The organism is Clostridium sp. MF28, from assembly GCF_002969175.1.
GTDB lineage: Bacteria > Bacillota > Clostridia > Clostridiales > Clostridiaceae > Clostridium > Clostridium beijerinckii.
In genome coordinates this window covers 4,092,669-4,116,989 of sequence record NZ_CP014331.1, presented here as the reverse complement: position 1 = coordinate 4,116,989, position 24,321 = coordinate 4,092,669, and the positions used below count along the sequence as shown (strand labels likewise).

At 31.6% G+C, this 24,321-nt stretch carries 20 protein-coding genes, 1 pseudogene and 1 other annotated feature; all 21 genes and pseudogenes read right to left on the bottom strand.

Annotation, left to right across the window (positions count from 1 at the left end; genetic code table 11):
* Positions 1-247: 247 nt before the first annotated feature.
* The 21 genes and pseudogenes from AXY43_RS18150 to gap all read right to left on the bottom strand — a co-directional run bounded on the left by AXY43_RS18150 (position 248) and on the right by gap (position 24,254).
* Positions 248-1,606 carry a nitrogenase component 1 gene (locus AXY43_RS18150; RefSeq protein ID WP_039773292.1) on the bottom strand — a complete coding sequence of 453 codons (1,359 nt, stop codon included), beginning with the start codon at positions 1,604-1,606 and terminating at the stop codon, positions 248-250.
* A 25-nt stretch (positions 1,607-1,631) separates the two neighbouring features.
* A complete protein-coding gene (locus AXY43_RS18145; RefSeq protein ID WP_017212478.1) occupies positions 1,632-3,164 on the bottom strand; it encodes a nitrogenase component 1 in 1,533 nt (510 codons plus the stop codon).
* Positions 3,165-3,371: 207 nt separating this feature from the next.
* Positions 3,372-4,286 (bottom strand): PLP-dependent cysteine synthase family protein, encoded by a 915-nt coding sequence (locus tag AXY43_RS18140; protein ID WP_039773290.1) that lies wholly within the window; start codon positions 4,284-4,286, stop codon positions 3,372-3,374.
* Positions 4,283-5,443, bottom strand: coding sequence for a trans-sulfuration enzyme family protein (locus tag AXY43_RS18135; RefSeq protein WP_039773289.1), 1,161 nt, complete (start codon positions 5,441-5,443; stop codon positions 4,283-4,285). Before AXY43_RS18135 ends, AXY43_RS18140 begins: the two co-directional genes overlap by 4 nt.
* Positions 5,444-5,686: 243 nt before the next feature.
* Positions 5,687-6,559, bottom strand: coding sequence for a radical SAM protein (locus AXY43_RS18130; protein WP_039773288.1), 873 nt, complete (start codon positions 6,557-6,559; stop codon positions 5,687-5,689).
* 137 nt (positions 6,560-6,696) lie between these two features.
* Complete coding sequence (locus AXY43_RS18125) at positions 6,697-7,044, bottom strand: NifB/NifX family molybdenum-iron cluster-binding protein (protein WP_011967975.1); 348 nt, start codon at positions 7,042-7,044, stop codon at positions 6,697-6,699.
* Between the two features lie 13 nt (positions 7,045-7,057).
* Positions 7,058-7,903 carry a MetQ/NlpA family ABC transporter substrate-binding protein gene (locus AXY43_RS18120; protein WP_011967974.1) on the bottom strand — a complete coding sequence of 282 codons (846 nt, stop codon included), beginning with the start codon at positions 7,901-7,903 and terminating at the stop codon, positions 7,058-7,060.
* Positions 7,904-7,919: 16 nt separating this feature from the next.
* Positions 7,920-8,588 carry a methionine ABC transporter permease gene (locus tag AXY43_RS18115; RefSeq protein WP_011967973.1) on the bottom strand — a complete coding sequence of 223 codons (669 nt, stop codon included), beginning with the start codon at positions 8,586-8,588 and terminating at the stop codon, positions 7,920-7,922.
* The gene (locus AXY43_RS18110) at positions 8,585-9,364 is read right to left on the bottom strand and encodes a methionine ABC transporter ATP-binding protein (protein ID WP_039773286.1); all 780 of its coding nucleotides are present in this window, start codon (positions 9,362-9,364) and stop codon (positions 8,585-8,587) included. The genes AXY43_RS18115 and AXY43_RS18110 overlap by 4 nt, the downstream gene beginning before the upstream one ends.
* Before the next feature lie 77 nt (positions 9,365-9,441).
* Positions 9,442-10,296 carry a nitrogenase iron protein gene (gene nifH, locus AXY43_RS18105; protein ID WP_011967971.1) on the bottom strand — a complete coding sequence of 285 codons (855 nt, stop codon included), beginning with the start codon at positions 10,294-10,296 and terminating at the stop codon, positions 9,442-9,444.
* 120 nt (positions 10,297-10,416) lie between these two features.
* Positions 10,417-11,715 carry an O-acetylhomoserine aminocarboxypropyltransferase/cysteine synthase family protein gene (locus tag AXY43_RS18100; protein ID WP_105411912.1) on the bottom strand — a complete coding sequence of 433 codons (1,299 nt, stop codon included), beginning with the start codon at positions 11,713-11,715 and terminating at the stop codon, positions 10,417-10,419.
* Between the two features lie 225 nt (positions 11,716-11,940).
* Complete coding sequence (locus AXY43_RS18095; protein WP_105411911.1) at positions 11,941-13,269, bottom strand: nitrogenase component 1; 1,329 nt, start codon at positions 13,267-13,269, stop codon at positions 11,941-11,943.
* Positions 13,253-14,734 carry a nitrogenase component 1 gene (locus tag AXY43_RS18090; RefSeq protein ID WP_105411910.1) on the bottom strand — a complete coding sequence of 494 codons (1,482 nt, stop codon included), beginning with the start codon at positions 14,732-14,734 and terminating at the stop codon, positions 13,253-13,255. The genes AXY43_RS18095 and AXY43_RS18090 overlap by 17 nt, the downstream gene beginning before the upstream one ends.
* A gap of 289 nt (positions 14,735-15,023) precedes the next feature.
* Entirely contained in the window at positions 15,024-15,176 is a 153-nt protein-coding gene (locus tag AXY43_RS18085; protein ID WP_023973655.1) for a YezD family protein, read from the bottom strand.
* A gap of 121 nt (positions 15,177-15,297) precedes the next feature.
* Positions 15,298-15,536 (bottom strand) — a binding site (T-box leader).
* A gap of 233 nt (positions 15,537-15,769) precedes the next feature.
* Positions 15,770-16,003 (bottom strand): preprotein translocase subunit SecG, encoded by a 234-nt coding sequence (secG, locus tag AXY43_RS18080; RefSeq protein ID WP_017212495.1) that lies wholly within the window; start codon positions 16,001-16,003, stop codon positions 15,770-15,772.
* A gap of 220 nt (positions 16,004-16,223) precedes the next feature.
* Positions 16,224-17,516: a phosphopyruvate hydratase gene (eno, locus tag AXY43_RS18075; RefSeq protein ID WP_011967950.1), complete on the bottom strand. Its 1,293-nt coding sequence runs from the start codon at positions 17,514-17,516 to the stop codon at positions 16,224-16,226.
* Between the two features lie 388 nt (positions 17,517-17,904).
* Positions 17,905-18,510: a protein kinase gene (locus tag AXY43_RS18070; protein WP_023973656.1), complete on the bottom strand. Its 606-nt coding sequence runs from the start codon at positions 18,508-18,510 to the stop codon at positions 17,905-17,907.
* A gap of 377 nt (positions 18,511-18,887) precedes the next feature.
* Positions 18,888-20,426, bottom strand: coding sequence for a 2,3-bisphosphoglycerate-independent phosphoglycerate mutase (gpmI, locus tag AXY43_RS18065; RefSeq protein ID WP_039773257.1), 1,539 nt, complete (start codon positions 20,424-20,426; stop codon positions 18,888-18,890).
* Positions 20,427-20,755: 329 nt separating this feature from the next.
* Positions 20,756-21,502: a triose-phosphate isomerase gene (tpiA, locus tag AXY43_RS18060; protein ID WP_011967947.1), complete on the bottom strand. Its 747-nt coding sequence runs from the start codon at positions 21,500-21,502 to the stop codon at positions 20,756-20,758.
* Positions 21,503-21,937: 435 nt separating this feature from the next.
* A pseudogene (locus AXY43_RS18055) lies at positions 21,938-23,112 on the bottom strand (phosphoglycerate kinase).
* Positions 23,113-23,252: 140 nt separating this feature from the next.
* On the bottom strand, positions 23,253-24,254 hold the full coding sequence (gap, locus tag AXY43_RS18050; protein WP_011967945.1) for a type I glyceraldehyde-3-phosphate dehydrogenase: 1,002 nt from the start codon (positions 24,252-24,254) through the stop codon (positions 23,253-23,255).
* Positions 24,255-24,321: the final 67 nt, after the last annotated feature.

The following is a 24,321-nucleotide window of genomic DNA, read 5'->3' as shown; positions in this document are numbered from 1 at the left end:
TGCAATAATAAATTTAATTTAAAATTCTGTTACTCCAAATGCTAAAATAAGTCTAGTAATAAAAAATCCAATTAAAATATACATATTTAGGCATTACTTAACAAAAATAGATATCCTCTTTTATCAAAAGGATATCTATAAATGACTTCATAATTAAACTATTTAAATTTTAGATGTGCTTAATAATTCGTATTATTTTCTTAAATTTTTTTACTTATTTTATGTTTAAAGATTTTTACAATAAATTTTATGCACTAGCGCTAATTGCAGTAGTATAAATCTTCTCTAATAAATTAAGCGCTCCTTTATATCCAATATAAGTTCTTGATAGTACTACTTCATAAGAGGCTGGAAAACCTACTTCAATAATTGCTCCCTTTAATTCTTTAGCTGTATCTCTTTCCCATGTAGTACCAAATATAATAGGCGGCTTATGCCCGAAGTCTGTCTGTCTTAGCAATTGTCCTATTACATATCCATCCTCTGCAAAATCAACATCTGCAGATACATCTTCTGCTAATTTACTATACTCACTCGCAATTGCTCTTCTATACTGCTCTGGAGGATTTTCAGTAATAATTTGTTTAGCCGGAATTAATCCCAGCTGGTTTACTAAAAATTTATTTAGAGCTAAATTATAAGCGCTATCTCCCACTACTGCATATTTAGCCGGTAAGCCCCACCAATATTCAGCATAGAAATCTGAAAAATGTTCTAAATAATAGTAGTAATTTTTTTCTTCATCTTTTATAAAATTTTCACTTTTTTGTTTATCTATTCCGGAGAAATCAACTACCTTACGCAAAAATGCACTTGTTTCCTTTGCTCCAATAGGAACAGTAGGGATGTGTAGAAATGGTTGTTTATATTTATTTTCTAGATGCTTAGCAGTGTCTAAGCCAAGCCAAGGCGAAATCACTAAATTAAACTGTGCTTTAGGTATATCTCTCCATTCGCTTACTCCTTTTGATTCTGGTCCAAATAGAATGTTTACTTTAAGCCCTGCTCCTTCAAGTACACGTTTTATTTCTGTAAGATCTCCACGCCAAAATGTATTTTGATATGGCAAAAGTGACCATACATTAATTAACCCTTTTTCTTTTTCTCCATCATATTCTCCAACATATTGATCTATAATAGCCTTTGTAACTAATTCGTGGCCTATAAAATTATTTCCTTTAAATCCACCAGTTTCCGCATATACAACAGGGGCTCCTTTTTTCTGAAATTCTCCAACAACTGCTCCTACATCATCTCCAACAATTTCACCTATACATCCAGTAAGAACTACAAATAATTCTGCATCCATTATCTTTAAGGATGATTTAATCAATTCTCTAAGACGATTTTCTCCACCAAATACAACCTCATTTTCACCTGCATTAGAACTCGGCGATACTGCTCCACCACTATATCCACCACCTTGAAAACCATTATAAAATGCGAGACCAGTATACTGCTTATCTGCACAACCAGGACCACAATTTACAATAGGCATTGCTCCAGGAATTGATGATACACTGTAAATAGCTCCTATAGCGCAACCATAACGCACTTGATTTATAGAATTTGTTTGAGTAATATTTACGTCTTTGTTAATCTCCATAACTTCCTCCTTTAAAAAATATCAATTATATTATTTTTTCATTTAATATTTCTGGTTTTTTTGCAAGAATATAAGGATCCTCTTGATCAAGCCACCATTTGGTATAAGGCAGCTTTACATGCTCTTTTAGGTCTTGATGAAATTTCCTATGGGCGAGTACATCCAAAACAGCTTCTCCTAAATTAACCATTCCATCATATCCAATAGCAAGATGTTCATCTCCGAGTGGAGCCGCTGGTATTCCTAATCTGGATGCCAATGGTGCGAGCCCATTATGCCTTATTAATATGAAGTCTGGATTTGTCTTTTTTAAGAGTCCATAAAATTGATATTGTTGTCTATTACTTACACTAAATGAAGGTACATCATCATAATTATCTATTAAAAATTTAAGAGAATCCTGCTTTGGATCTCCACTATCATAAACCGGGTCATGATGAAATACTAAAGAACCATTTACTTCAACTCCTAGTTCTCTTAAAACAGTAATTAAACCATGAGCATAAGCTGAACCAGTTGCAACATATCCTTTTACGCCTTTAAGTTTTTCCCTAAGTTCTTTTAACTTAGGTTTTATTCTTTCATGTTCTTTTTTGATAAACTCTTCAGCAAGTTCCTCTCTATGAGTGACTCTTGCTATTTCACGAATCCAAGCATCTGTACCTGCAAAGCCATAAGGTTGAGGTGCCTTTATTTCTGGAACACCAAATTCTTGTTCTAATGCTGCTGCCATATACGATGACAAGGTATAGCAAAACCCAACTGTTCCTGCTGCTTCTGAAAGTTGTGCAAGATCATCTACCGTTGCTAAATCTACAACATAATTTACTCTTAATCCTAGCTCTCCTAGCATTGGTGTAAATACATCAGATCCCCAAAGATTTATAACATTAATTAAATCTTCCTGCTTTTTAGGATTTTTACGTACAATTTTTCTAAGAATTCCATGTTGAGTAGCATCAAAACCTGTGCTCCAATGTTTTGATCTAAAGCCTTCACAGGCAAGTGGAATTACAGGTATGCCAATTTCATCTTCTGCTTCCGCAGCCACACTCTCCATATCTTCTCCAATGATTCCTGTTGCGCAAGATGTACCTAAAAAAATCGCCTTAGGACTATACCTTTCAAAAGCATCTTTAATTGATTGTTTTAACTTTTTAATACCTCCAAATACCATGTCACTTTCATCTAAGTTAGTACAAATAATTCTTATGTTTTCTACTGGTAAATTCCGAAGTGCAAGTCCATTTCGATAAATTGAATTATAAGGTACTTGCCCCACTCCACAACCAATAGGTGAATGTTGAATAAGCACTGCATCTCTTACGTTTCCAGCTTGACATTCAACCATCTGTTCGCTACAAACTGATCCTTGTGTAAAGGGTCCTTTCATTTCACAAAGTCTGCATTGTTTACCTCTGCCCTCGCATCCTCTGCGTTCATAAGAAGATTGCTCTGATAGTTCTGATGCCTTTCCATCCCATGCAATAATAGTTCCAAGTCTTTGTTCACGACTTTCAACCTCTGGAATATCCAGATTGATCTTTTTATATGCCATATCTTTTATCCCTCCTAAAATTTTATTTTATGAACAATAAAACTGAGTCTCTTGCATACTAAATAATGTATAATCAAGAAACTCAGTCTCTAGTTTTCTAGTCAACTTCGTTAATAAAGTTATCATAGTTAAGTTTTTTCCCATCCAAAATCAAAATCTTGTCCTTATATCTCTTATTTCCATAGCTTATTAATTTATTTATATTACTTAGTCATCAAACAATGTTGTACTTAGATATCTATCTCCCCTATCAGGAAAAACAACAACTATATTTCCACTATCGATTTCCTCAGATAACTTCAATGCTGCTGCGAGTATTGCTCCAGATGATGATCCAACTATTAAACCTTCCTTTTTAGCCAGTAACTTTACATTCTTAAAAGCCTCATCGTCATTAACCTTTATAACTTTATCAACTAAAGATATATCCATTGTTTTAGGAACAAAATCATTTCCTATACCCTCTATTTTGTAACTCTTATGCTCTCCACCGACCATTGTTGACCCTTCTGGATCTGCGAGTACTCCTTTAATATCCTTATCCTTTTCTTTTAGATATTTTATGATCCCCGTAAATGTGCCTCCACTTCCCGCACCTGCCACGAAATAATTTATATTACCATCTAATGCTTTATATATTTCAGGGCCTGTTGTTTCATAATGTGCTAGAGGATTATCTTCATTTTCAAATTGACCTAGGCTAATGCTATTTGGAATTTCTTTTAATAATTCACTAGCTTTATTTATAGCTCCAAGCATACCTTCTTCATCTGGAGTATTAATGATTTTAGCCCCCAAGGCTTTCATTAGCTTTTGCTTTTCTATTGAAAATTTGGTTGGTACTACAAAGATTATATTATAGCCTCTATTTATTGCCGCTAGAGCTATACCAAGACCAGTATTTCCTGCTGTTGCATCAACTATGGTATACCCCCTCTTTAAGCTTCCATTTCTCTCAGCCCCCTCAATCATTGTTACTCCAATTCTATCTTTTATACTGCCACCAGGATTAAAACATTCAAGTTTAGCAAATATATTAACATTTTTTTTAACATTGATATGTGTGAGTTTTATAAGCGGAGTATTTCCAATAAGTTCTTTTACATCACTTACATAATTCATATCAAACTCTCCTTAAATGCATTGTTTAAGTCCTCAATTAGATCATCAATATTTTCTATCCCTACTGACAACCTAACTAGATTATCGACAATTCCAACCTCCTGCCTTATTTTATATGGAATTGCTGCATGTGTCATGCTAGCTGGGTGACATATTAAAGATTCCACCCCACCTAGACTTTCTCCTAAAGTTATAAGTCTTAGTGAACTTAGAAACTTTTTGTAATCTATCTTTTCATTTATAACAAAAGATAATACTCCCCCAAAGCCAGATGCTTGTTTCTTATGAATTTCATATCCTTTCGAATCCTTTATTCCTGGATAATAAATTTTAGTTATATATTCACTTTGTGATAAAAATTGTGCTATTTTCTCTGCATTTTCATTGTGCCTATCCAATCTAACACCTAAAGTTTTTATGCCTTGAAGCAATATAAATGAATCAAATGGTCCAAGTACTCCTCCCGTTGAATTTTGTATAAAGTGTAACTTGTCCCAAAGCTCATCATTATTTACAGCTATTAATCCAGCTACTACATTACTATGACCGCCTAAATACTTAGTAGCACTATGAACAACAATATCCGCTCCAAATTCTAAAGGTCTTTGCAAATATGGTGACATAAACGTATTATCTACAACAGTAAGTGCTCCGTATTCCTTTGCAAGCTTACTAACCTCTTCTATATCAGTAATATCCATGAGCGGATTTGTTGGAGTTTCAATAAAAACGGCTTTTATACTTGTGTTGTCCTTTCCATTTTCTAAAATTCTTTTTACATCATTTAGTCTAGAAAAGTCAACTATCTCATATTGAAGATTAAAATTCTTAAATACTTTATCAATTACTCTAAAAGTTCCTCCATAAAGATTACTTGGAATTATCACTTTGTCACCGCTATGAAATAAAGATAAAACAGCCGTAATAGCAGCCATTCCGCTGCTAAATGCAAGTCCACCGCTTCCACTTTCCAGCAAGGCAATAGTTTTCTCTAATGCTTCCCTTGTCGGATTTCCAGTCCTTGAATATTCATATCCTTTATTTTTACCTAACTGTTCTTGCTTATATGTGGAAGTTTGATAGATTGGAACATTCACCGATCCTGTTGTCTCATCCCCATCAATTGCACCATGAACTAATAATGATTCTATTTTCATTTTTCTCTCCTCCTCAAGGTTTCGCTAGTGCAAAGTTTTCTACACTATTCTTTATTTCTTATATATAAAGGTTGCTACTATTTCTAAATATAAATTACTATATATTACTCATATTATTCTTATTTGTTTACTGTGTTTTAGGATAAATGAAATATTTATATTTTATTTATCTTAACGATTGTCATTATGAATCCTTAATAATTTTTTAATACTTGTTTCTATTCATATTAATCAACTAATTTCCTATCCATGAGAGAAAGTTTCAACAACTTCTTTATCATATAATTGACCATGTATATCTTGATTTTTACCTGGAACTCCACAGGCATCAGCTCTGCAATGTTTGCAGTGCCTAAATACATCAAGATATTCACCTGCTTCTCCTCTACATTTATCAAGCATTAGGCATGATGGCGCTTCAAGATGAGAAAGTTCGTTTTGTGGTATTAGTGGAATTATATTTAATATTGATGCTCCTAACCCCTTAGTTACTTTAGCTATCTCCTTGATATGTCTATCATTAATTCCTGGTATTAAGACACTATTTATTTTTACTATAACTCCTAATTCGCTAATCTTTTTAATACCTCTAAGTTGTGCATTTATTAACTTCTTTGCACCTTCTTCCCCTTCTAGTCTTTTACCATCTTCATCAATTACAAAAGAACATATATCTTTTTGAATCTTTGGATCAATGGCATTAACAGTAACAGTTATTGTCTCAACCCCAGCTTCAACAATCTTTTCAGCCTTTTCTTCCAATCTTAATCCATTGGTACTTAAGCAGTTAATAAGATGAGGAAATTCTTTTTTTACTAATTTAAAAGTCTCAAGAGCATGATCAGTTGCAAGCGTATCTCCTGGACCTGCAATCCCTACAACACTAATTTCTGGACATAACATTAATGCTTTCCTAACAGTTTTTACAGCCTCTTCTGGAGTAAGTAGTAATGAACTTACTCCTGGACGCACTTCTGATTTATTAAATCCCCTTCTACAAAACTTACATTGTATGTTACATGAGGGACTCACTGGTAAGTGTATCCTCCCATATTTAAAATGCGCCTCCCCACCTAGGCACGGATGAGTTTTTACAAGGTGGTCAAAATTCCCCATATAGTTCACTTCCTTTATTCTAACTTTGATCAAAATTTATTCATTATCCAAAGTTTAATTTTATAATCTAAGTCCTAATTTAATTGAATTCTTTAAATACTATTTACTTACTTGAATCATACTTATAACTTAGATTATTAATATAAATCTAAAATATTTACTTTTGAATTTAGCACTTTTTTTAGTATATCTTCTATAAAATAAGGTGCCTCAATTCCTTTTATTCCTTTCGCCTCAACCTCAGCTAAGGCTCCTTGTCCAATTCTCGCTACAAAGACTGCTTTACAATCAGATATTAATTCAATAGATTTACTTAAAGCATCCTCGGTGTGCTGAAATTCTTGGCACGATGGCTCATTAAATCTTGTCTCTACATACTTATATTCTTTATCATCCACTTCAACAATTAAGAATTGCTTTGTTCTTCCAAAATGTTGATTTACAACTTTTCCATCACTGCTTGCAAATGCTATTTTGTATGACATATCTTCCTCCTCTTTAAAATGCTGGAACTACCGCAGAACCATATTTTTCTTTAATAAAGTTTTTAACATCATCTGTAGTTAGGACTGAAATAAGTGCCTTGATTTCTTTTCTATCTTTATCTCCTTTTCTAACCGTAATTACATTTGCATAAGGAGAATCTCCATCTTCCCTAAGAATTGCTGTATTTGGATCAATTTTAGCATCTAAAATTATATTAGTATTTATTACTGCTCCCGCTAAATCTCCAAGAGATCTAGGTAATTGTGCTACATCTGCCTCTACAAATTGAAGATGTTTAGGATTTTCAGCTATATCATTTGGTGTCGCAGAATAATTTTCTAATCCACTTTTTAGTTTAATTAGTCCATTTTTTTCAAGAAGAACTAAAGCTCTATATTCATTTGAAGGGTTATTAGGTATACCTATCTTATCCCCATCTTGTAAATCATTTATTGATTTAAGTTTATTAGAATATAATCCTATAGGCTCAACGTGTATTTTTCCTGCCACTTCAAAGTCGTATCCTTTTTCTTTTGATACAGACTCTAAGTAAGGAACATGTTGAAAATAATTTGCATCAATTTGCTTTTCATCCAATGCCGGATTTAGCTGGCCTTCATCATCAAGGGTCACTATTTCTAAGTTAATACCTTGTTCCTTTAGTTTTGGCTTAATATGCTCTAATATCTCAGCATGCGGTGTTAATGCTGCACCTACTTTTAAAGTCACTTCGCTCTTTTCAGTTGTTGTTGATGCACTTGTAGCTTTGCTTGCATCTTCTTTGTTAGCTGAGCATCCAGCAAATACTCCTACTAAAAGTAATCCACTTGTAATTATTGATAATAATTTTTTCTTCAATTTAATCCCTCCATATTTATTCAAACTTAAATCTCTTCTTATTAATTGACTTTGCGATGAGATCTCCAATAAGCTGTATAGCTTGTACTATAATAACTAGAATAACTACAGTCCCTATAAGTACATCTGTACGAAATCTTTGGTAGCCAAATCTTATAGCTAAACTTCCAAGTCCACCAGCACCAATTGCACCTGCTATAGCTGTAAAGCCTATTATTCCTATAATTGCTATAGTTATTCCTCTTACAATTGAAGGAAGAGCTTCTGGAAGCAGAACTTTTTTTATTATATCAATAGGAGTTGCACCCATTGATTCTGCAGCTTCTATTTTTCCAAATTCAACTTCCTTTAAGCTGTTTTCAATTATTCTCGCAATAAATGGAGCTGAACCTATTGAAATAGATACTATTGCTGCATTTGCACCTAATGTGGTCCCAACAATAAATTTTGATAATGGCAATAATATAATTATTAATATTATTTCAGGCGTGGATCTTATTACATTAATTAAGAAACCAGCGATTTTGTTAACTTTATATAAAGGAAAAATTCCGCCTTTATCCGTAACAACCAATAATACTCCAATTGGCACACCTATCAAAAAGGCTACTATGGATGAAAGCAATACCATATATAAAGTTTCCTCTGTTCCAACTAAAAGCAATTTAACTAAATCATTGCTCATATTCCTTCCCCCCCTGAAAATTTCCTATTATTTTGAAATCCTTCTGTTATTGTTATAAATTTCTTTAAAGTATCACTTTTAGGATTTAAAAATAAGTTTTCTGTATTCCCCTCTTCTACTATATGACCATCTTCTAAAACTACCATATTATTAGTGCAATACCTTAACACATCTAGTTCGTGTGTTATTATCACTATTGTTAAGCTTAACCTTTGGTTTATATTTTTCAAAAGTTCTAAAATTGAAAAGGTGGTTTGTGGATCTAAAGCAGAAGTTGCTTCATCACTTAAAAGTACATCCGGATCATTAGCCAAAGCTCTTGCAATGCCAACCCTTTGTTTTTGCCCTCCACTTAGTTGAAGTGGATATGAATCCCTTTTTTCTGACAATTCAACTAATTCCAATATCTCTTCAACTCTTCTCTTTATTGCCTCTTTCTTATATCCTGAAATTTCTAATGGAAAAGCAATATTTTCATAAACAGTTTTTGAATCAAATAAATTAAATTGTTGAAATATCATACCTATTTTTTTTCTAGCACTTCTTAATTCTTTTCCATTTAACTTAGTTATCTCATTTTCTCCAATGATTATATTACCAGAATCGGGTTTTTCAAGGCCATTTAAACAACGTATTAATGTCGATTTACCTGCGCCGCTAAAACCAATTACTCCAAATATATCCCCTCGCGCTATTTCTAGGCTTATATCTCTCAACACCTCAACTTTTCCTGTTGGAGTATTAAATGTTTTACTTATATTCTTAACAGTTATCATAAAATTGCCTCCCATTACCTCGAATAGTGATGTTTTAAGTCTTCCTATTCCTTATAATATGTCTAAAAGATTTTAAACTAAATTATATAATCCTCATCTAAATCCATTAATCCATATTCTATTAAAATTTCTTCGAGTCTGTCTTGAGTCATTGGTTTTGGAATTACAAATAAATCATTTTCTTCTATCTTTCTAGCTAATTCTCTGTACTCATCAGCCTGTTTATCTTCTGGGTTAAACTCTATGACAGTCTTTTTTCTTATTTCAGCTCTCTGAACAACATTATTTCTTGGTACAAAATGAATTAATTGTGTTCCAAGTTCCTTTGCAAAAGCTTTTAACAGGTCAAGCTCTCTATCAACATTTCTGCTATTACATATTATTCCTCCAAGTCTAACTCCACCTTTTAGCGCATACTTTTGAATTCCTTTGGAGATGTTATTTGCAGCATATAATGCCATCATTTCACCGCTTGCAACTATATATATTTCTTTTGCTTTACCTTCTCTTATAGGCATTGCAAAACCTCCACATACAACATCCCCAAGAACGTCGTAAAATACATAATCTAAATCTTCAGTGTAGGCTCCTAACCTTTCAAGCATTCCAATAGAGGTTATAATTCCTCTTCCTGCGCATCCAACTCCAGGCTCTGGGCCTCCAGATTCAACGCATTTTATACCTTTAAAGCCTGTCTTCATAATGGCTTCAAGCTCTATATCTTCTCCTTCTTCTCTCAAAGTATCTAAAACAGTTCTTTGAGCTAGTCCCCCCAATAATAATCTTGTTGAATCTGCTTTAGGATCGCAACCAACTACCATTACATTTTTCCCAAGCTCTGCAAGCCCTGCTGTTAAATTTTGAGTAGTTGTTGATTTTCCTATTCCCCCCTTACCGTAAATTGCCACTTGTCTTAAAGTTTTTTCTGCCATTGCTATATTCTCCTTTTTTATAAATTATTAAAACTTATCGGCATATAAAAATATGAATTTTTTTAATTGGTCATTTCTCTATTTTAATATACCTAAAGTATTTTTAAACTTTCCCTATAATTAGCTTAAAGCCTCCTTAAATGCTTGTCTTAAATCATTAATTAAATCTTCAGAATCCTCAAGGCCAATTGAAAGCCTAATAGTTTCTTGAGGAATTTTTGCTAATTTTAATTGTTCTTCTGTTAATTCTCCATGGGTTGTTTTAGGTACATTAACTATTAAAGATCTTGCATCTCCAACATTTGCCTGATAACTAAATAGTTTTACTGAATTTATTAATTTATAAATTTGTTCTGTATTTCCTTTAAAACCAAAAGTAAAGGTTGATCCTACTCCTTTAGCAAAATATTTATTTGCTAAAAATTTATATGGGCTTCCCTCGATTTCAGGATAATTTATCCAGGCAACAGATTCTTCATTTTTAAGATAATCTATTATTTTTCTTGTATTATTAATTTGCTTCTGGACCCTTTCAGATAGTGTTTCTAAACCTATTAATATCAAATAAGCATCAAAAGGACTTAAAACTGCTCCAAAATATGTTAGATAATCTAATCTGATTTTTCCAGCAAATGCACTTTCTTTAAATACATCTATATAACTTCTTTCATTTCCCTCTAAATCTTTTAGAGTAAAGTACGGTTCAGAAAACTGAGGATACCTTCCATTTGCCCAATTGAATTTACCACTATCAACTATTACTCCTGCAATCACGTTTCCATGGCCGCTTAGGGCTTTTGTTGCTGAGTATATTACTATATCTGCTCCATATTTAATAGGATTAAATAGATATGGTGTTGCGAATGTATTATCAACAATTAGTGGAATATTATTTTCATGTGCTATCTTAGCGATTGCTTCTATATCATATAATGCTGCATTAGGGTTGCTTATAGTTTCTATAAAGATTGCTTTTGTGTCTTCTTTTATAGATTTTCTAAATTCCTCAATATCATTGTCATCTTCAATCCTGTCAATTTGGATTCCGAACTTAGGATAAAGTTTTTTTAAAGCATCTACGGTTCCACCATACAATTGATGTGTTGTTAAAATTCTTCCTCCCCCTTCTGCTACTGCAAGTAATGCATAAGTTATAGCTGCCATTCCTGATGCAACGCCTACCGCTGCTATGCCACCATCCAAAGAAGCTATTCTATTTTCCAAGACACTAACTGTTGGATTTCCAAGTCTGCTATAAATAAAACCTTCTTCTGAAAGACTCGCTAACCTATCAAATCTTTCTGCTTCACCTACTTCAAAAGATGCTGTTGCATATATCGGTACTGATACAGCATCATTATGTTCCTTTGGATTGTATCCTCCTCTAACTTTAATAGTATCGAACTTGTAATTACTCATCTTTCTCCCTCCAAATTTATCAATTATTGATGTTAATTTGCATTAATAATTCTTATAAAAACGCTCATATTTAAAACCTCTATAAATCCATATAATCCCTTTCATCTTTTATATTTGGTTGGCTTAAATCCATCTCAAATCCGCTATTTATCTATAAATATTTATATATTTTTATAGATAAATTCTTATCTAGATACATATTTAAACTCTTATATATTTTCATACTTATCTATAGGTGTTTAGCACTCTATCATATATATCCTCAATTGCTCTAAGCCCACCATTGTATCCAGCATAACCACAATTTAATACAAGTCTATACGTTACTGGCACACTAGCGATAAGCAAATCTGCATTTAATTTTGCCGCTAAATCTCTATCCCAGCCACTTCCAAGTATTAAAGCCCTGCCTTCTTGAAAATCTTTTTCTTTTTCCTTTTCTATTTCCAATTGAACTGCGCCAGCATCTACATTAAATTCAACTTCTGCTGATCTATACTCAGATATATTCTTAAATTCTTTTATTATAAATTCTTTATATTGTTCTGGTGTATCATCAATAATAAATTGCTTTCCAGGAAGTATACCCAGTTCATTTAATAAAAATTTAGAAAAACCTAAGGAATATGATGAATCCAAAATACTGTAGAATTTTCTAGGTAATCCATATCTAAACTCAAGCATAAAGTCCGCAGTTTTTTCTATATGAAAATAAAATTTTTCTTCCTCTTTCTTTATAAAATTCTCAACTTTATTTTTATCTAAATGCCCAAATTCACCAATTTGTCTTAAAAATCTTGATGTAGCAATTGCTCCTATTGGCAAGTATGGAAAATGTACATATGGTGTTTTATATTTATTTTTTAGATGTTCTGCAATATTTAATCCTACCCATGAACTTGCAACTATATTAAACTCTGCATTAGGTATTGTCTTCCATTCTTCAATGCCATTAGATTCATTTCCAAAAAGTATATTTACTTCTAAACCAATACCTTCAAGAACTCTTTTTATTTCTTCTAAATTTCCACTCCAATATGGATCTTGGTAAGGTACTGTTGCAAATACATTTACGAGCCCCTTTTTTACTCCATTGCTATTTTTGAATTTATCTACATATTGATCTATTATTGCATTGACAACTTCACTATGACTTACGTAATTATTGCTTTTAAATCCACCTGTCTCTACATATACAATAGGTTTATCTCCTTCTTGATATTTTGACGTAATACTTCCTACATCATCTCCAACAATATCTGATGTGCATCCAGTAAGTACCACATACAAATCAGCATCTATTACTTGGAAAGCTCCATCAATAACATTCTTAAGTTTTCGTTCCCCACCAAACACTACATCAGCTTCTGTAGCATTAGTACACGGAATTGTATTTCCTCCAGCATAGCCTTCACCTTGTCCTATTAAAGAACTGATTTTATTACTGCATCCTGGTCCAGAATGTAGTATAGGAACTCCTCGTTTTATGGCTATTACTGTTTGCTGTGCTCCTAAAGCACAGGAAAATCTAGGTTGTTCAATAATTTTCGACACTACTATTACCTCCTAAGAAAGTAAATGGATCTTGATCTAGCCACCATTTTGTATAAGGCATAGTACTATGCTTGGCTAAATTACTTACAAATTCTCTATTATCAAGGGTTTCAACTATTCTTGAAGCATAATTTAAAACTCCCTGATATCCAAAACCAAATTGCTCATCCCCAATTAATAAAGTTGGTATTCCAAGCTTTGCCCCCCACATAGTCATTCCACCATGTCTTGCAATCATAAGATCTGGTTTTACTCTGTTTAATATATTAACCAATTCATAGGCTTGTTTATTACAAACATTGTAGTGCTTGATATCACCATAAATATTGACTGTTTGAGCTAAAGCATCCGAAGTTTTATCTTTATTGTCATATAGAGGATCATGATGAAATATTGCTGCCCCTTGAACATTTAACCCAAGCTCTCTAAGCATTGCTATTATTGCATGTCCATGAGCCGCTCCCGCTGTTACATATGCTGTCTTTCCTTTTAGTTTGTCTCTATATTCTTCAAGTTTAGATAGTACCCTTTCATGCTCTTCTTTTATAATTTCTTCAATTTCTTCCTCTTTGCCTAATACTCTACCAATCTCTCTCATCCATATATCTGTTCCTTCTATACCATAGGCTGGTGGAGACTTTATTTCTTTGACTCCATATTCTTGTTCTAAAGCTGCCCCTAAATAAGTACTAAGGGATGGGCATATATGGATTGTTGCTACTGCCTCTGAAATATACTCAAGTTCTGCAACCGTTGAAAATGGTACAATATATTGTGCTTCATAACCCAATCTATTTAAAAATTCATCAAAAATATGACTTCCCCAGAAATTAGCTACATTGATTTTATTTGTTTTCTTTCTAGGCGGCTTTACTAACTTTCTTAAAATTGAGTGATAAGCAGCATCAAAGCCTGTTGTCCATATTTTAGATCTAAACCCTTCACAAGAACATGATATAACTGGTATACCTAGCTCTTTTGACAAATTTTCAGTTATCGCATCTACATCCTCACCTATGATCCCAGATGCACAAGAAGTTGTAACAAAGATTGCATTAGGTTTGGTTCTTTTATATGCTTCTCTTACGGTATCCTCTAATTTCTTAGCTGCACCGAAAACAGTATCTTTTTCTTCAATGCATGTACTAAAATATCTTCCTATTGTAGCCGGAAGCTCTCTTTTCATCTGTTCGACTCTATAAGTAAAATTAAATCCAAAGAAATCACCTGCGCATCCTATAGGTGCATGATTAACAACAACTGCATCTCTTATCATAGATAATTGACAAAAAGCATGACCTGCGTTACATCCCATACATTGAGAAAATTTTCTTGAACTATCTTTCAATTTTCCCGCATGAGCACATGTGACAAGTTCCTTGGCTGATCCATTAAAGCCAGTAATTGAACCTAACCTTGTCTCCCTTATAGTCACTGAAGATTCTTTTAAATTAATTGTTCCCATAATTACGACTTTCCTCCTTAAATTATTTAAAATAACATTTTTCTTAAAAAAGAAAAGAGGACATACTTCTATTAATTAGAAGTATGTCCTCTAGCTTTCCAGTCAGACTTACTTAAATATTATTCTTTTCCATATCCTCTTATTCATATAAGATTGCTGTGTTTTTATATAATATATTCCCTAAACTCAAATTTGTCAATCTCTTTTTTGAGTTTATTATGCTTAAAGCTCTCATTAATCTTTATACTCATAATATATAATCATACTTCTCTAGATGCTAACTAAAATACTATCTCATTCTTATTTTTTCGTTCTTGTCCACCTGTATTACTACTCCATCCTGTATTATTAACGTTATTGATCCAAATCTTATTTTTTCAACCATCTTTAGTATTTCCTCTAGTTTTTTATTTTCCATAATTTCTTTACTATTAATATCCATATAATCCCCTCCACAATTTGATATATACAAATTATCTATATATAATTATTTACAAATCATATATTTCCCCAGAAATTTGGCATATAAATTTCTCCTAAAAAAATAAACTACCTCTGCAAAAAACAGAGGCAGAAAATTTCCGCGGTTCCACTCTGATTGTTATTATTAATGCTTAAATACATTTTTATTCAACAACATCTTTATGTGCTATATCAGGCACACCTGCTAAGCCTACTTTTAACTTCAACTTAGTGCTCCAGGATGCATTCAACTAGGTTCAATTTAGAATTCCTCACAGCCTTTTGAGAATTCCTCTCTAAAAACTTCCACTAACTTACTTGTTCCCTTCATAGCATTAATCTTTTATAATTATATTAATATTTATTCATATTATTCCTATTAAATTACTACGATTTATTTTTATTTAATTATATTCCATATAGTTGCAATTAGTCAATACGTTTTATATACCACTTTATTAACCATTTGACTAAATTTATTATTTTATGATGATAATAAGTTTCTATGATTATATGGACATCCTAAAATTTAAAAATAAAAAAAAGCTACCTAAGTAAAGTAGCTTATAGTTATTATTTTATTAAATTTAATAAAACTGTATTAATTGCAAACAACGCCATAAAAATAACTGTTAATCTCACAAGAATTACTTCTTTAGTTCTCGATTTATTTTTTGCAAAGAATGTATCTTTTGTGCTTCCTTGTATTAAACCACTTAACGCATCAGCTTTACTAGGTTGCATATAAACAGTTATAATAGTAGCTAAGCCTAATATTCCTTCAAAAATTAATAATATATTTTGCATAGGTAACACCTCCTATAATGATCAATAACATACGTTTAATAATATCACATTTATTTACTTATTACAACTTATGTAATAAAAATTACATTAAGATCAAATTATTTAGAATTTAGAAAAAAGTTATAAGAACTATATTCCTATAACTTTTCCTAATAAACTTTATTATGATTTATTCTTAAGCAAAATTACTTCTTACTTAAAAATTATCTTTAATAATAATTTATTTTATATTAAAGAAAGCTTTTCTGCCTCTGTACTCAGCAACATCATTTAACTCTTCTTCAATTCTTAACAATTGATTATACTTAGCAACTCTTTCTGATCTAGCTGGTGCTCCAGTCTTTATTTGACCTGCATTTACAGCTACAACTAAGTCAGCTATAGTTGTATCTTCTGTTTCTCCTGATCTATGAGAAACAACTGCTGTATATCCAGCTCTATTTGCCATTTCTATAGCATTTAATGTCTCTGTTAATGTACCTATTTGATTTAGCTTAATAAGAATTGAATTAGCTACACCAAGATCAATACCTTTTTCAAGTCTTTCTGTATTAGTAACAAATAAATCATCACCAACTAATTGAACTTTCTTTCCTAATCTTTCAGTTATAAGCTTCCAACCTTCCCAATCTTCTTCTGCCATACCATCTTCAATTGAGATAATTGGATATTTATTAACCCAATCTTCAAAGAAATCAACCATCTCTGCTGATGTTAATGTTCTTCCTTCATGTTCTAATACGTATTTACCATCTTTATAATATTCTGATGAAGCAGCATCAATTGCTATAAAGATTTCTTCTCCAGCCTTATATCCAGCTTTTCCTATTGCTTCAATTATTACATCAAGAGCTTCTTGATTTGATTTTAAGTTTGGTGCAAATCCACCTTCATCACCAATACCTGTTGAATAACCTTTATCATTTAAAATTTTCTTTAATGTGTGATAAACTTCAGCACACATTCTTAACGCTTCACTAAATGTAGGTGCTCCTGCTGGCATTATCATAAATTCTTGTAAATCTACAGAGTTATCAGCATGTGATCCACCATTTAATATGTTCATCATAGGGACTGGCAATACTTTTGAATTAACTCCACCAATATATCTATATAAAGGCATATCTAATGAATTTGCAGCTGCATTTGCAACAGCTAATGAAACTCCTAATATAGCATTAGCACCAAGCTTACTCTTATTGTTTGTTCCATCTAATTCAATTAGCATTTTATCAATGTAAGTTTGTTCAAACACATTGCATCCAATTAATTCTTCTGCAATAATTTCATTTACATTTCTAATTGCATTTAAAACACCTTTTCCTAAAAATTTATCTTTATCACCATCTCTTAATTCTACTGCTTCATACATTCCTGTTGAAGCTCCTGATGGAACTGCTGCTCTTCCAATTGTTCCATCTTCTAAATATATTTCTACCTCTACTGTTGGGAAACATCTTGAGTCTAAAATTTGTCTTGCAACTACATCTACAATTTCTAAATAATCTTTCATTTAATATTACCTCCTCATTTTTATAATTGTATTGAGAATTCTTATCAATATAATTATAATACATAATTTACTAAATAAAAAGCTTTTTATTTCATTTACCATAATATTATTGGTAAAATAATTTAGGAATATTCATATTATTTTTTATGTAAATATAAAACTGACTTATATGATCTAATTAGATCAAAAATCAAACTTACATAACATAACTTATTTGTTTAATTTATATAATTCTTCTTAACATATTATCCGATATAATATTTTATATAAATTCCATTAGAGATTTACTCAAAATGATACTAATGTCATAAAGTTTATAATTGCTTTACTTAAAACTCATTACATTAAATATTCATTTTGAGTTATCTTCTCCTATATCTTTATATATTTAATCATCATCTAATATCGATAAATTTTTTGCCCCACAATATCTTCTAAATTTTAATTCCCATGATGCAGCTTTCTTTGCGTCTATTTTTTTTATACATTCAAAAAATTCATCCAATACACCAACTTTGCATAATCCTTTCATTAAGTGTCTTGGATAATCAACCTTTCTAGTATACGCCTTTTTAGGATCTATTATCATAAGTTTTTCATCCTCTGAGACATAAACATCTTTACATCTTATATCTAATTTCTTAAATTTAAGTCTCTTGAACTCTAATAATAGTTCATATATGTTTCTAACTAATCTTTCACTTAATCCATTTTCCTTAATATGCTTATCAAGCCTTATTCCATCCACCAAGTCCCTTATCACATAGAATTTTCCTCGCTTATACATATAGGGAAAGTATTTTGATCCATTAGTTTTAGCAAGAATACTGCCTTCATCATTACATACCTTTTTCCTCAGAAATATTTTGATAGCTTTTTTATTTGGCAACTCATAAACCACACCATTGTTTCCCTCACCTAGATACTTAGCCTCTCTAAATAATTTTTCTGTATACTCATCAAAATCAGCAGAATATGCAAAATTCTTTTTCATATTATCAATCCTAAATCTTTTTTACTAATATATTAATTTTATGCTTACTTTATGCAATTCTGATTAAATCCTTCTTTAAAATCTTGTCTTTCTTACCTTATCTAAGTAGATTTATATTTAGTCATATATATTTTTAAATTCACACTTACTGATAAAATTCTTGCAATATTTTCAGAATTATCATAAAGAATTATTTTTGCAATATATATCATAAGTTTTAATTCATGAAGCTTATAATTTAGTGTATACAACATTGTTTTTTTAATGACAACTCAAATTTTAATAAAGAAATTTCAAAAAATTATATTTTTTCTAAAATAAAAAACTGCCTGAAACAATTTTAAAATTATTTCAAGCAGCTTTTTTATTAATTAAAATTACTTATTTACTATTAGATTTTCTCCAGTCATTTCTGTAGGAACTTCAAGTCCTAATTGAACTAACATTGTTGGAGCAATATCAGCAAGTTTTCCGTTGCTTAATTTCTTACCTTCAGTATCATTTGCAACCCAAACAAATGGCACTTCATGTGTAGTATGCGCTGTATATGGGGTTCCTGTTGAAAAATCTATCATAGTTTCAGCATTACCATGATCCGCAGTGATAAATAAGCATCCATTCTTTTCTAAAATTTTATCTGCAATCTTTCCTACACATTCGTCAACTGCTTCGATTGCTTTAACTGCAGCCTCAACAACTCCTGTGTGACCTACCATATCTGGATTAGCAAAGTTTAGAATTACCATATCATACTTATCGCTATCTAATCTATCTAGTAATTCATCTGTTACTTCATATGCACTCATTTCTGGTTTTAAATCATAAGTTGCAACCTTTGGTGAAGGTATAACTTTTCTGTCTTCACCTGGATTTTCTTTCTCTACTCCACCGTTAAAGAAGAAAGTAACGTGAGCATATTTCTCAGTTTCTGCTATTCTTAATTGATTTAAGCCCTTATTACTTACATATTCTCCAAGAGTATTACTTAAAGTTTGAGGAGTATATGCAACATTTACTCTTTCTAGAGTCTTATCATATTGAGTCATTGTTACAAAAGTAAGATCTAGAGTTTCTCTCTTGAATCCTGCAAATTCTTTATCATTAATAGCTCTAGTTATTTCTCTTGCTCTATCTGGTCTAAAGTTAAAGAATATAACTGAATCTCCATTTTTAATATTTGCAGTTGGATTACCATTTTCAGTTACAACTGTTGGTAATACAAATTCATCAGTTTTATTATCATGATATGATTTTTCTATAGCTTCAGTTGCACTACTTGCAGTTTCACCTTTTCCTAAAACTAAAGCATTATATGCAAGCTCAACTCTTTCCCATCTATTATCTCTATCCATTGCATAGTATCTACCACTTACAGTTGCAATCTTACCTACCCCTACTTCGGCCATCATCTTTTCAGTTTTTTCAATGAATTCTTGTCCTGATGAAGGTGGAACATCTCTTCCATCCATAAATGCATGAACATAAACATTTTGAACTTCTTCTTTTTTAGCAAATTCTAAAAGACCTCTTAAATGTTCTATATGTGAATGAACTCCACCATCTGATAATAAGCCCATTAAATGTAAAGACGATCCTGTCTTTTTAGCATTAGTCATAGCTAATTTTAATGATTCGTTCTCAAAAAAATCTCCATCTGCTATTGCTTTTGTAATTCTTGTTAATTCTTGGTATACTATTCTACCAGATCCGATATTTAAGTGACCAACTTCTGAATTACCCATTTGACCTTCTGGTAATCCAACAGCTAAGCCACTAGCTTGTAATTGTGAAGTTGGGTATTTTTCGAATAGTTTATCTAAATTTGGCTTTTTCGCTAAAGTTACAGCATTTCCTTCTGATTTTGGTGCAATCCCAAAACCATCTAATATCATTAACATAACAGGTTTTTTTGACATTTCCTATCCCTCCAAATATTTTCACAAAATATACTATAAAATTCTTAGATTTCTTTATTAAATTAATATCTGTAAGTTAACTAAATAAATTTATTTGTTATAAATAGATAATATTAAATATTATCATTTATTATGTTTTACATACTATTAATATCTTAAATTATATTATTTTTTTACACTTAATGCAACTTTATAAAGATTTAAAGTAAATTTATGTTATTATAATATAAATGTTTTATGAATTACTTTAATATCAAATTATTATTTACTTAAAAAAAGCTGTCTTAGTGCGATTTTCGTCATTCTAAGACAGCTTAAAAAATTTAATACTAATAATTAACTATTGCAGCGAAATCAGCTGGAACTAAGCTAGCTCCACCAACTAATGCTCCGTCTATATCAGACATTTCCATTTGTGCTTTTATTGTATTTGGTTTAACTGATCCACCGTATTGAATTCTTGTTTTTTCAGCTGATTCTGATCCATACATTTCAGCAACCATAGCTCTTATAGCTTTGATTGTTTCATTTGCTTGTTCATCAGTAGCAGTTTTTCCTGTTCCAATTGCCCAGATTGGTTCGTAAGCAATAACAAGTTTTTCTACTTGTTCATTAGTTAATCCAGCTATATCAGCTTTTATTTGAGCTTCAATAACTTTATTAGTAGTTCCGTTTTCTCTTTGTTCTAAAGATTCTCCACAACAAAGTATTGGAGTAATATTATGTTCGAAAGCTTTCTTAACTTTTTTGTTTAATGCTTCATCAGTTTCATTGAAGTATTCTCTTCTTTCACTATGACCTAAAACAACATAATCTATTCCCATAGCTTCAAGCATTCCTGGAGCAACTTCTCCTGTGAAAGCTCCACTTTCTTCAAAATGCATGTTTTGTGCAGCAACCTTTATATTTGAACCAGCTACAGCCTTTTTAACAGCATCTAAACATACAAATGTAGGACATACAACTACATCACATGTAGCATCTTTAACTAATGGCTTTAATTCTTCTACCATTTTAACTGCTTCATCAATAGTTTTATTCATTTTCCAGTTTCCTGCGATAATTGCTTTTCTCATTCCACTCACCTCATAATTTTTTTATTAATGAAACTTATAAATTGTCTTAATTATATTATGAATCTATATAAGCTTAAGGAAAGTGATCAAATTTCCTTAAGCTTATTATATATCTACAAAAATTACAAACTAAATATTTAAGAATGGCTCCTTGGCCTTGGACCCACCAAATCCCGTCGAATTTGCTTCCTAAAAAAATAGCTTATTACTTTTTTTGAATATATATTCCCTAACTATTCAAATATCTTACTTAACCATCTAGCATCTTCAAAAATCTATTACTTAAATATAAGAGATATGTTTACACTCTTGTGGATAAGTTCAACTTAAATTCATTAGGGGGCAATCACTACCTATCAAGTTTCACTATATAATCTAACTAAACTTATAAACTTCTTTTGAAAATATTATTTATTCAAAACCAATTATTTAAAATTAGTCGTTTAATGCAGCGATTCCTGGTAATACTTTACCTTCTAAGAATTCTAATGATGCTCCACCACCTGTTGAAATGTGAGTCATCTTATCTCCAAATCCTAAAATATTAACAGCAGCAGCTGAATCTCCACCACCAATTATAGTAGTAGCATCTGCATCAGCCATAGCCTTAGCACTGCAATTGTTCCTTTATTATAGTTTTCGAATTCAAATACACCCATTGGTCCATTCCAAATTACAGTCTTAGCATCTTTAATTGCATCAGCATATAAAGTTTCTGTCTTTGGTCCAATATCCAATCCCATGTTTCCTACTGGAATATTTTGATCTTCAGTAATTGTAGCTTCTACATCTTTAAATTCTGCAGCAACTCTGTGATCTACTGGTAATAAGAATTTAACTCCTTTTTCAGCAGCCTTAGCAACCATTTCTTTAGCATATTCAAGTCTATCTTCTTCAACTAATGAAGTTCCGATTTCATATCCTTGAGCTTTTAAGAATGTATAAGCCATTCCTCCACCGATAATAATTGTGTTAACTTTATCTAAAAGATTGTTTATAACAGCGATTTTATCAGAAACTTTAGCTCCACCTAAGATAGCAACGAATGGTCTTACTGGACTTTCAACTGCATTTCCTAAGAATTTTAATTCTTTTTGGATTAAGTATCCACATACAGCTGTATCTAAGTAATCAGTTACACCAACAGTTGAACAGTGAGCTCTATGAGCTGTTCCAAATGCGTCATTAACAAATACATCAGCTAATGAAGCTAATTCTTTAGAGAATTCTGGAATGTTCTTAGTTTCTTCTTTTCTGCATCTTGTGTTTTCTAATAAAACGATGTCTCCATCTTTCATTTCTGAAACTGCTTTTTTAGCGTTTTCGCCAACAACTTCTTCATCCCTAGCAAAAACAACTTCTTTCCCTAGCATTTCGCTTAATCTTGTAGCTACTGGTGCTAATGATTTTGAAGCATCTTTTCCTAAATGTGAACAAAGAATAACCTTTGCACCTTTTTCTACTAAATATTTAATAGTTGGAAGAGCTCCTACCAATCTATTTTCATCAGTTATAACTCCATCTTTAAGTGGTACGTTAAAGTCACATCTTACTAGTACTTTTTTTCCACTCACTTCAATATCTTCAATTGTTTTCTTATTGAAATTCATTTATTTTCACCTCTGATATTTATTTTATTGATTATTCCTTCATTTTAAAATAGTCTGGCTTTATAGCCTTATACTACAAAACCAGACTTATTTACTTTAACATAAATTTGCGCTCTTTATGTTCTAAGATATAATTCAAATTACTTTAAGTTAGCGAAGTATCCTAAAGTTCTGATTAATTGGTTAGTGTATGACATTTCGTTATCGTACCAAGCAGCTACTTTAACTAATTGTTCTCCATTAACTTCCATAACTTTAGTTTGAGTACCATCGAATAATGAACCGAAGCTGCTTCCGATTATATCGCAAGAAACTATTTCATCTTCAGTGTATCCGAAAGATTCAGTTGCAGCAGCTTTCATAGCAGCGTTAACTTCATCTACAGTAACTTTCTTAGATAAAGTACAAACTAATTCAGTTAATGAACCAGTGATTGTTGGAACTCTTTGAGCACCACCATCTAATTTTCCAGCTAATTCTGGAATAACTAATCCGATTGCTTTAGCAGCACCAGTTGAGTTAGGAATGATAGAAGCTGCAGCAGCTCTAGCTCTTCTTAAATCACCTTTTCTGTGTGGAGCATCTAAAGTATTTTGATCGTTAGTGTATGAGTGAATTGTAGTCATGAAACCTTTTGTTAATCCAAAATCATCACTTAATACTTTAGCCATTGGAGCTAAACAGTTAGTAGTACATGAAGCACCTGAAATAACTGTATCTTCTGCCTTTAAGATGTCGTGGTTTACATTGTAAACTACTGTTGGTAGATCATTTCCTGCAGGAGCTGAAATAACAACTTTCTTAGCACCAGCTGCGATATGAGCTGAAGCTGATTTCTTTGATGCAAAGAATCCAGTACATTCTAAAACGATATCTACGTTTAATTCTCCCCATGGTAAGTTTTCAGGCTTAGCATCAGCAGTAACCTTAATTTCTTTTCCATTAACTACGAAAGCTCCTTCTTTAACTTCGATTTCTCCATCGAATCTTCCTTGAGCTGAATCATATTTAAATAAATGAGCTAACATTTTAGCATCTGTTAAGTCGTTGATTGCAACCACATTAAATTCAGGGTTGTTAATCATTAATCTTAAAGCTAATCTTCCTATTCTTCCAAAACCATTAATTGCTACGTTTACCATTACAATTACCTCCTAATAATGCTTTTCTTTTTTATAAAAATAAATTTTACAAACTAATTCAATAACT

Excerpts from the sequence above, each read along its gene's own strand:
- gap (WP_011967945.1), bottom strand. The coding sequence starts at position 24,254 with ATGGTAAACGTAGCAATTAATGGTTTTGGAAGAATAGGAAGATTAGCT.
- eno (WP_011967950.1), bottom strand. The coding sequence starts at position 17,516 with ATGAAAGATTATTTAGAAATTGTAGATGTAGTTGCAAGACAAATTTTA.
- AXY43_RS18130 (WP_039773288.1), bottom strand. The coding sequence starts at position 6,559 with ATGGGGAATTTTGACCACCTTGTAAAAACTCATCCGTGCCTAGGTGGG.
- AXY43_RS18125 (WP_011967975.1), bottom strand. The coding sequence starts at position 7,044 with ATGTCATACAAAATAGCATTTGCAAGCAGTGATGGAAAAGTTGTAAAT.
- tpiA (WP_011967947.1), bottom strand. The coding sequence starts at position 21,502 with ATGAGAAAAGCAATTATCGCAGGAAACTGGAAAATGAATAAAACTATT.
- AXY43_RS18090 (WP_105411910.1), bottom strand. The coding sequence starts at position 14,734 with ATGGGAACAATTAATTTAAAAGAATCTTCAGTGACTATAAGGGAGACA.
- secG (WP_017212495.1), bottom strand. The coding sequence starts at position 16,003 with ATGCAAAATATATTATTAATTTTTGAAGGAATATTAGGCTTAGCTACT.
- AXY43_RS18070 (WP_023973656.1), bottom strand. The coding sequence starts at position 18,510 with ATGAAAAAGAATTTTGCATATTCTGCTGATTTTGATGAGTATACAGAA.
- AXY43_RS18085 (WP_023973655.1), bottom strand. The coding sequence starts at position 15,176 with ATGGATATTAATAGTAAAGAAATTATGGAAAATAAAAAACTAGAGGAA.
- AXY43_RS18145 (WP_017212478.1), bottom strand. The coding sequence starts at position 3,164 with ATGGCATATAAAAAGATCAATCTGGATATTCCAGAGGTTGAAAGTCGT.
- gpmI (WP_039773257.1), bottom strand. The coding sequence starts at position 20,426 with ATGTCAAAAAAACCTGTTATGTTAATGATATTAGATGGTTTTGGGATT.
- AXY43_RS18115 (WP_011967973.1), bottom strand. The coding sequence starts at position 8,588 with ATGAGCAATGATTTAGTTAAATTGCTTTTAGTTGGAACAGAGGAAACT.
- AXY43_RS18140 (WP_039773290.1), bottom strand. The coding sequence starts at position 4,286 with ATGAATTATGTAAGTGATGTAAAAGAACTTATTGGAAATACTCCGCTT.
- AXY43_RS18110 (WP_039773286.1), bottom strand. The coding sequence starts at position 9,364 with ATGATAACTGTTAAGAATATAAGTAAAACATTTAATACTCCAACAGGA.
- AXY43_RS18150 (WP_039773292.1), bottom strand. The coding sequence starts at position 1,606 with ATGGAGATTAACAAAGACGTAAATATTACTCAAACAAATTCTATAAAT.
- AXY43_RS18135 (WP_039773289.1), bottom strand. The coding sequence starts at position 5,443 with ATGAAAATAGAATCATTATTAGTTCATGGTGCAATTGATGGGGATGAG.
- AXY43_RS18100 (WP_105411912.1), bottom strand. The coding sequence starts at position 11,715 with ATGAGTAATTACAAGTTCGATACTATTAAAGTTAGAGGAGGATACAAT.
- nifH (WP_011967971.1), bottom strand. The coding sequence starts at position 10,296 with ATGGCAGAAAAAACTTTAAGACAAGTGGCAATTTACGGTAAGGGGGGA.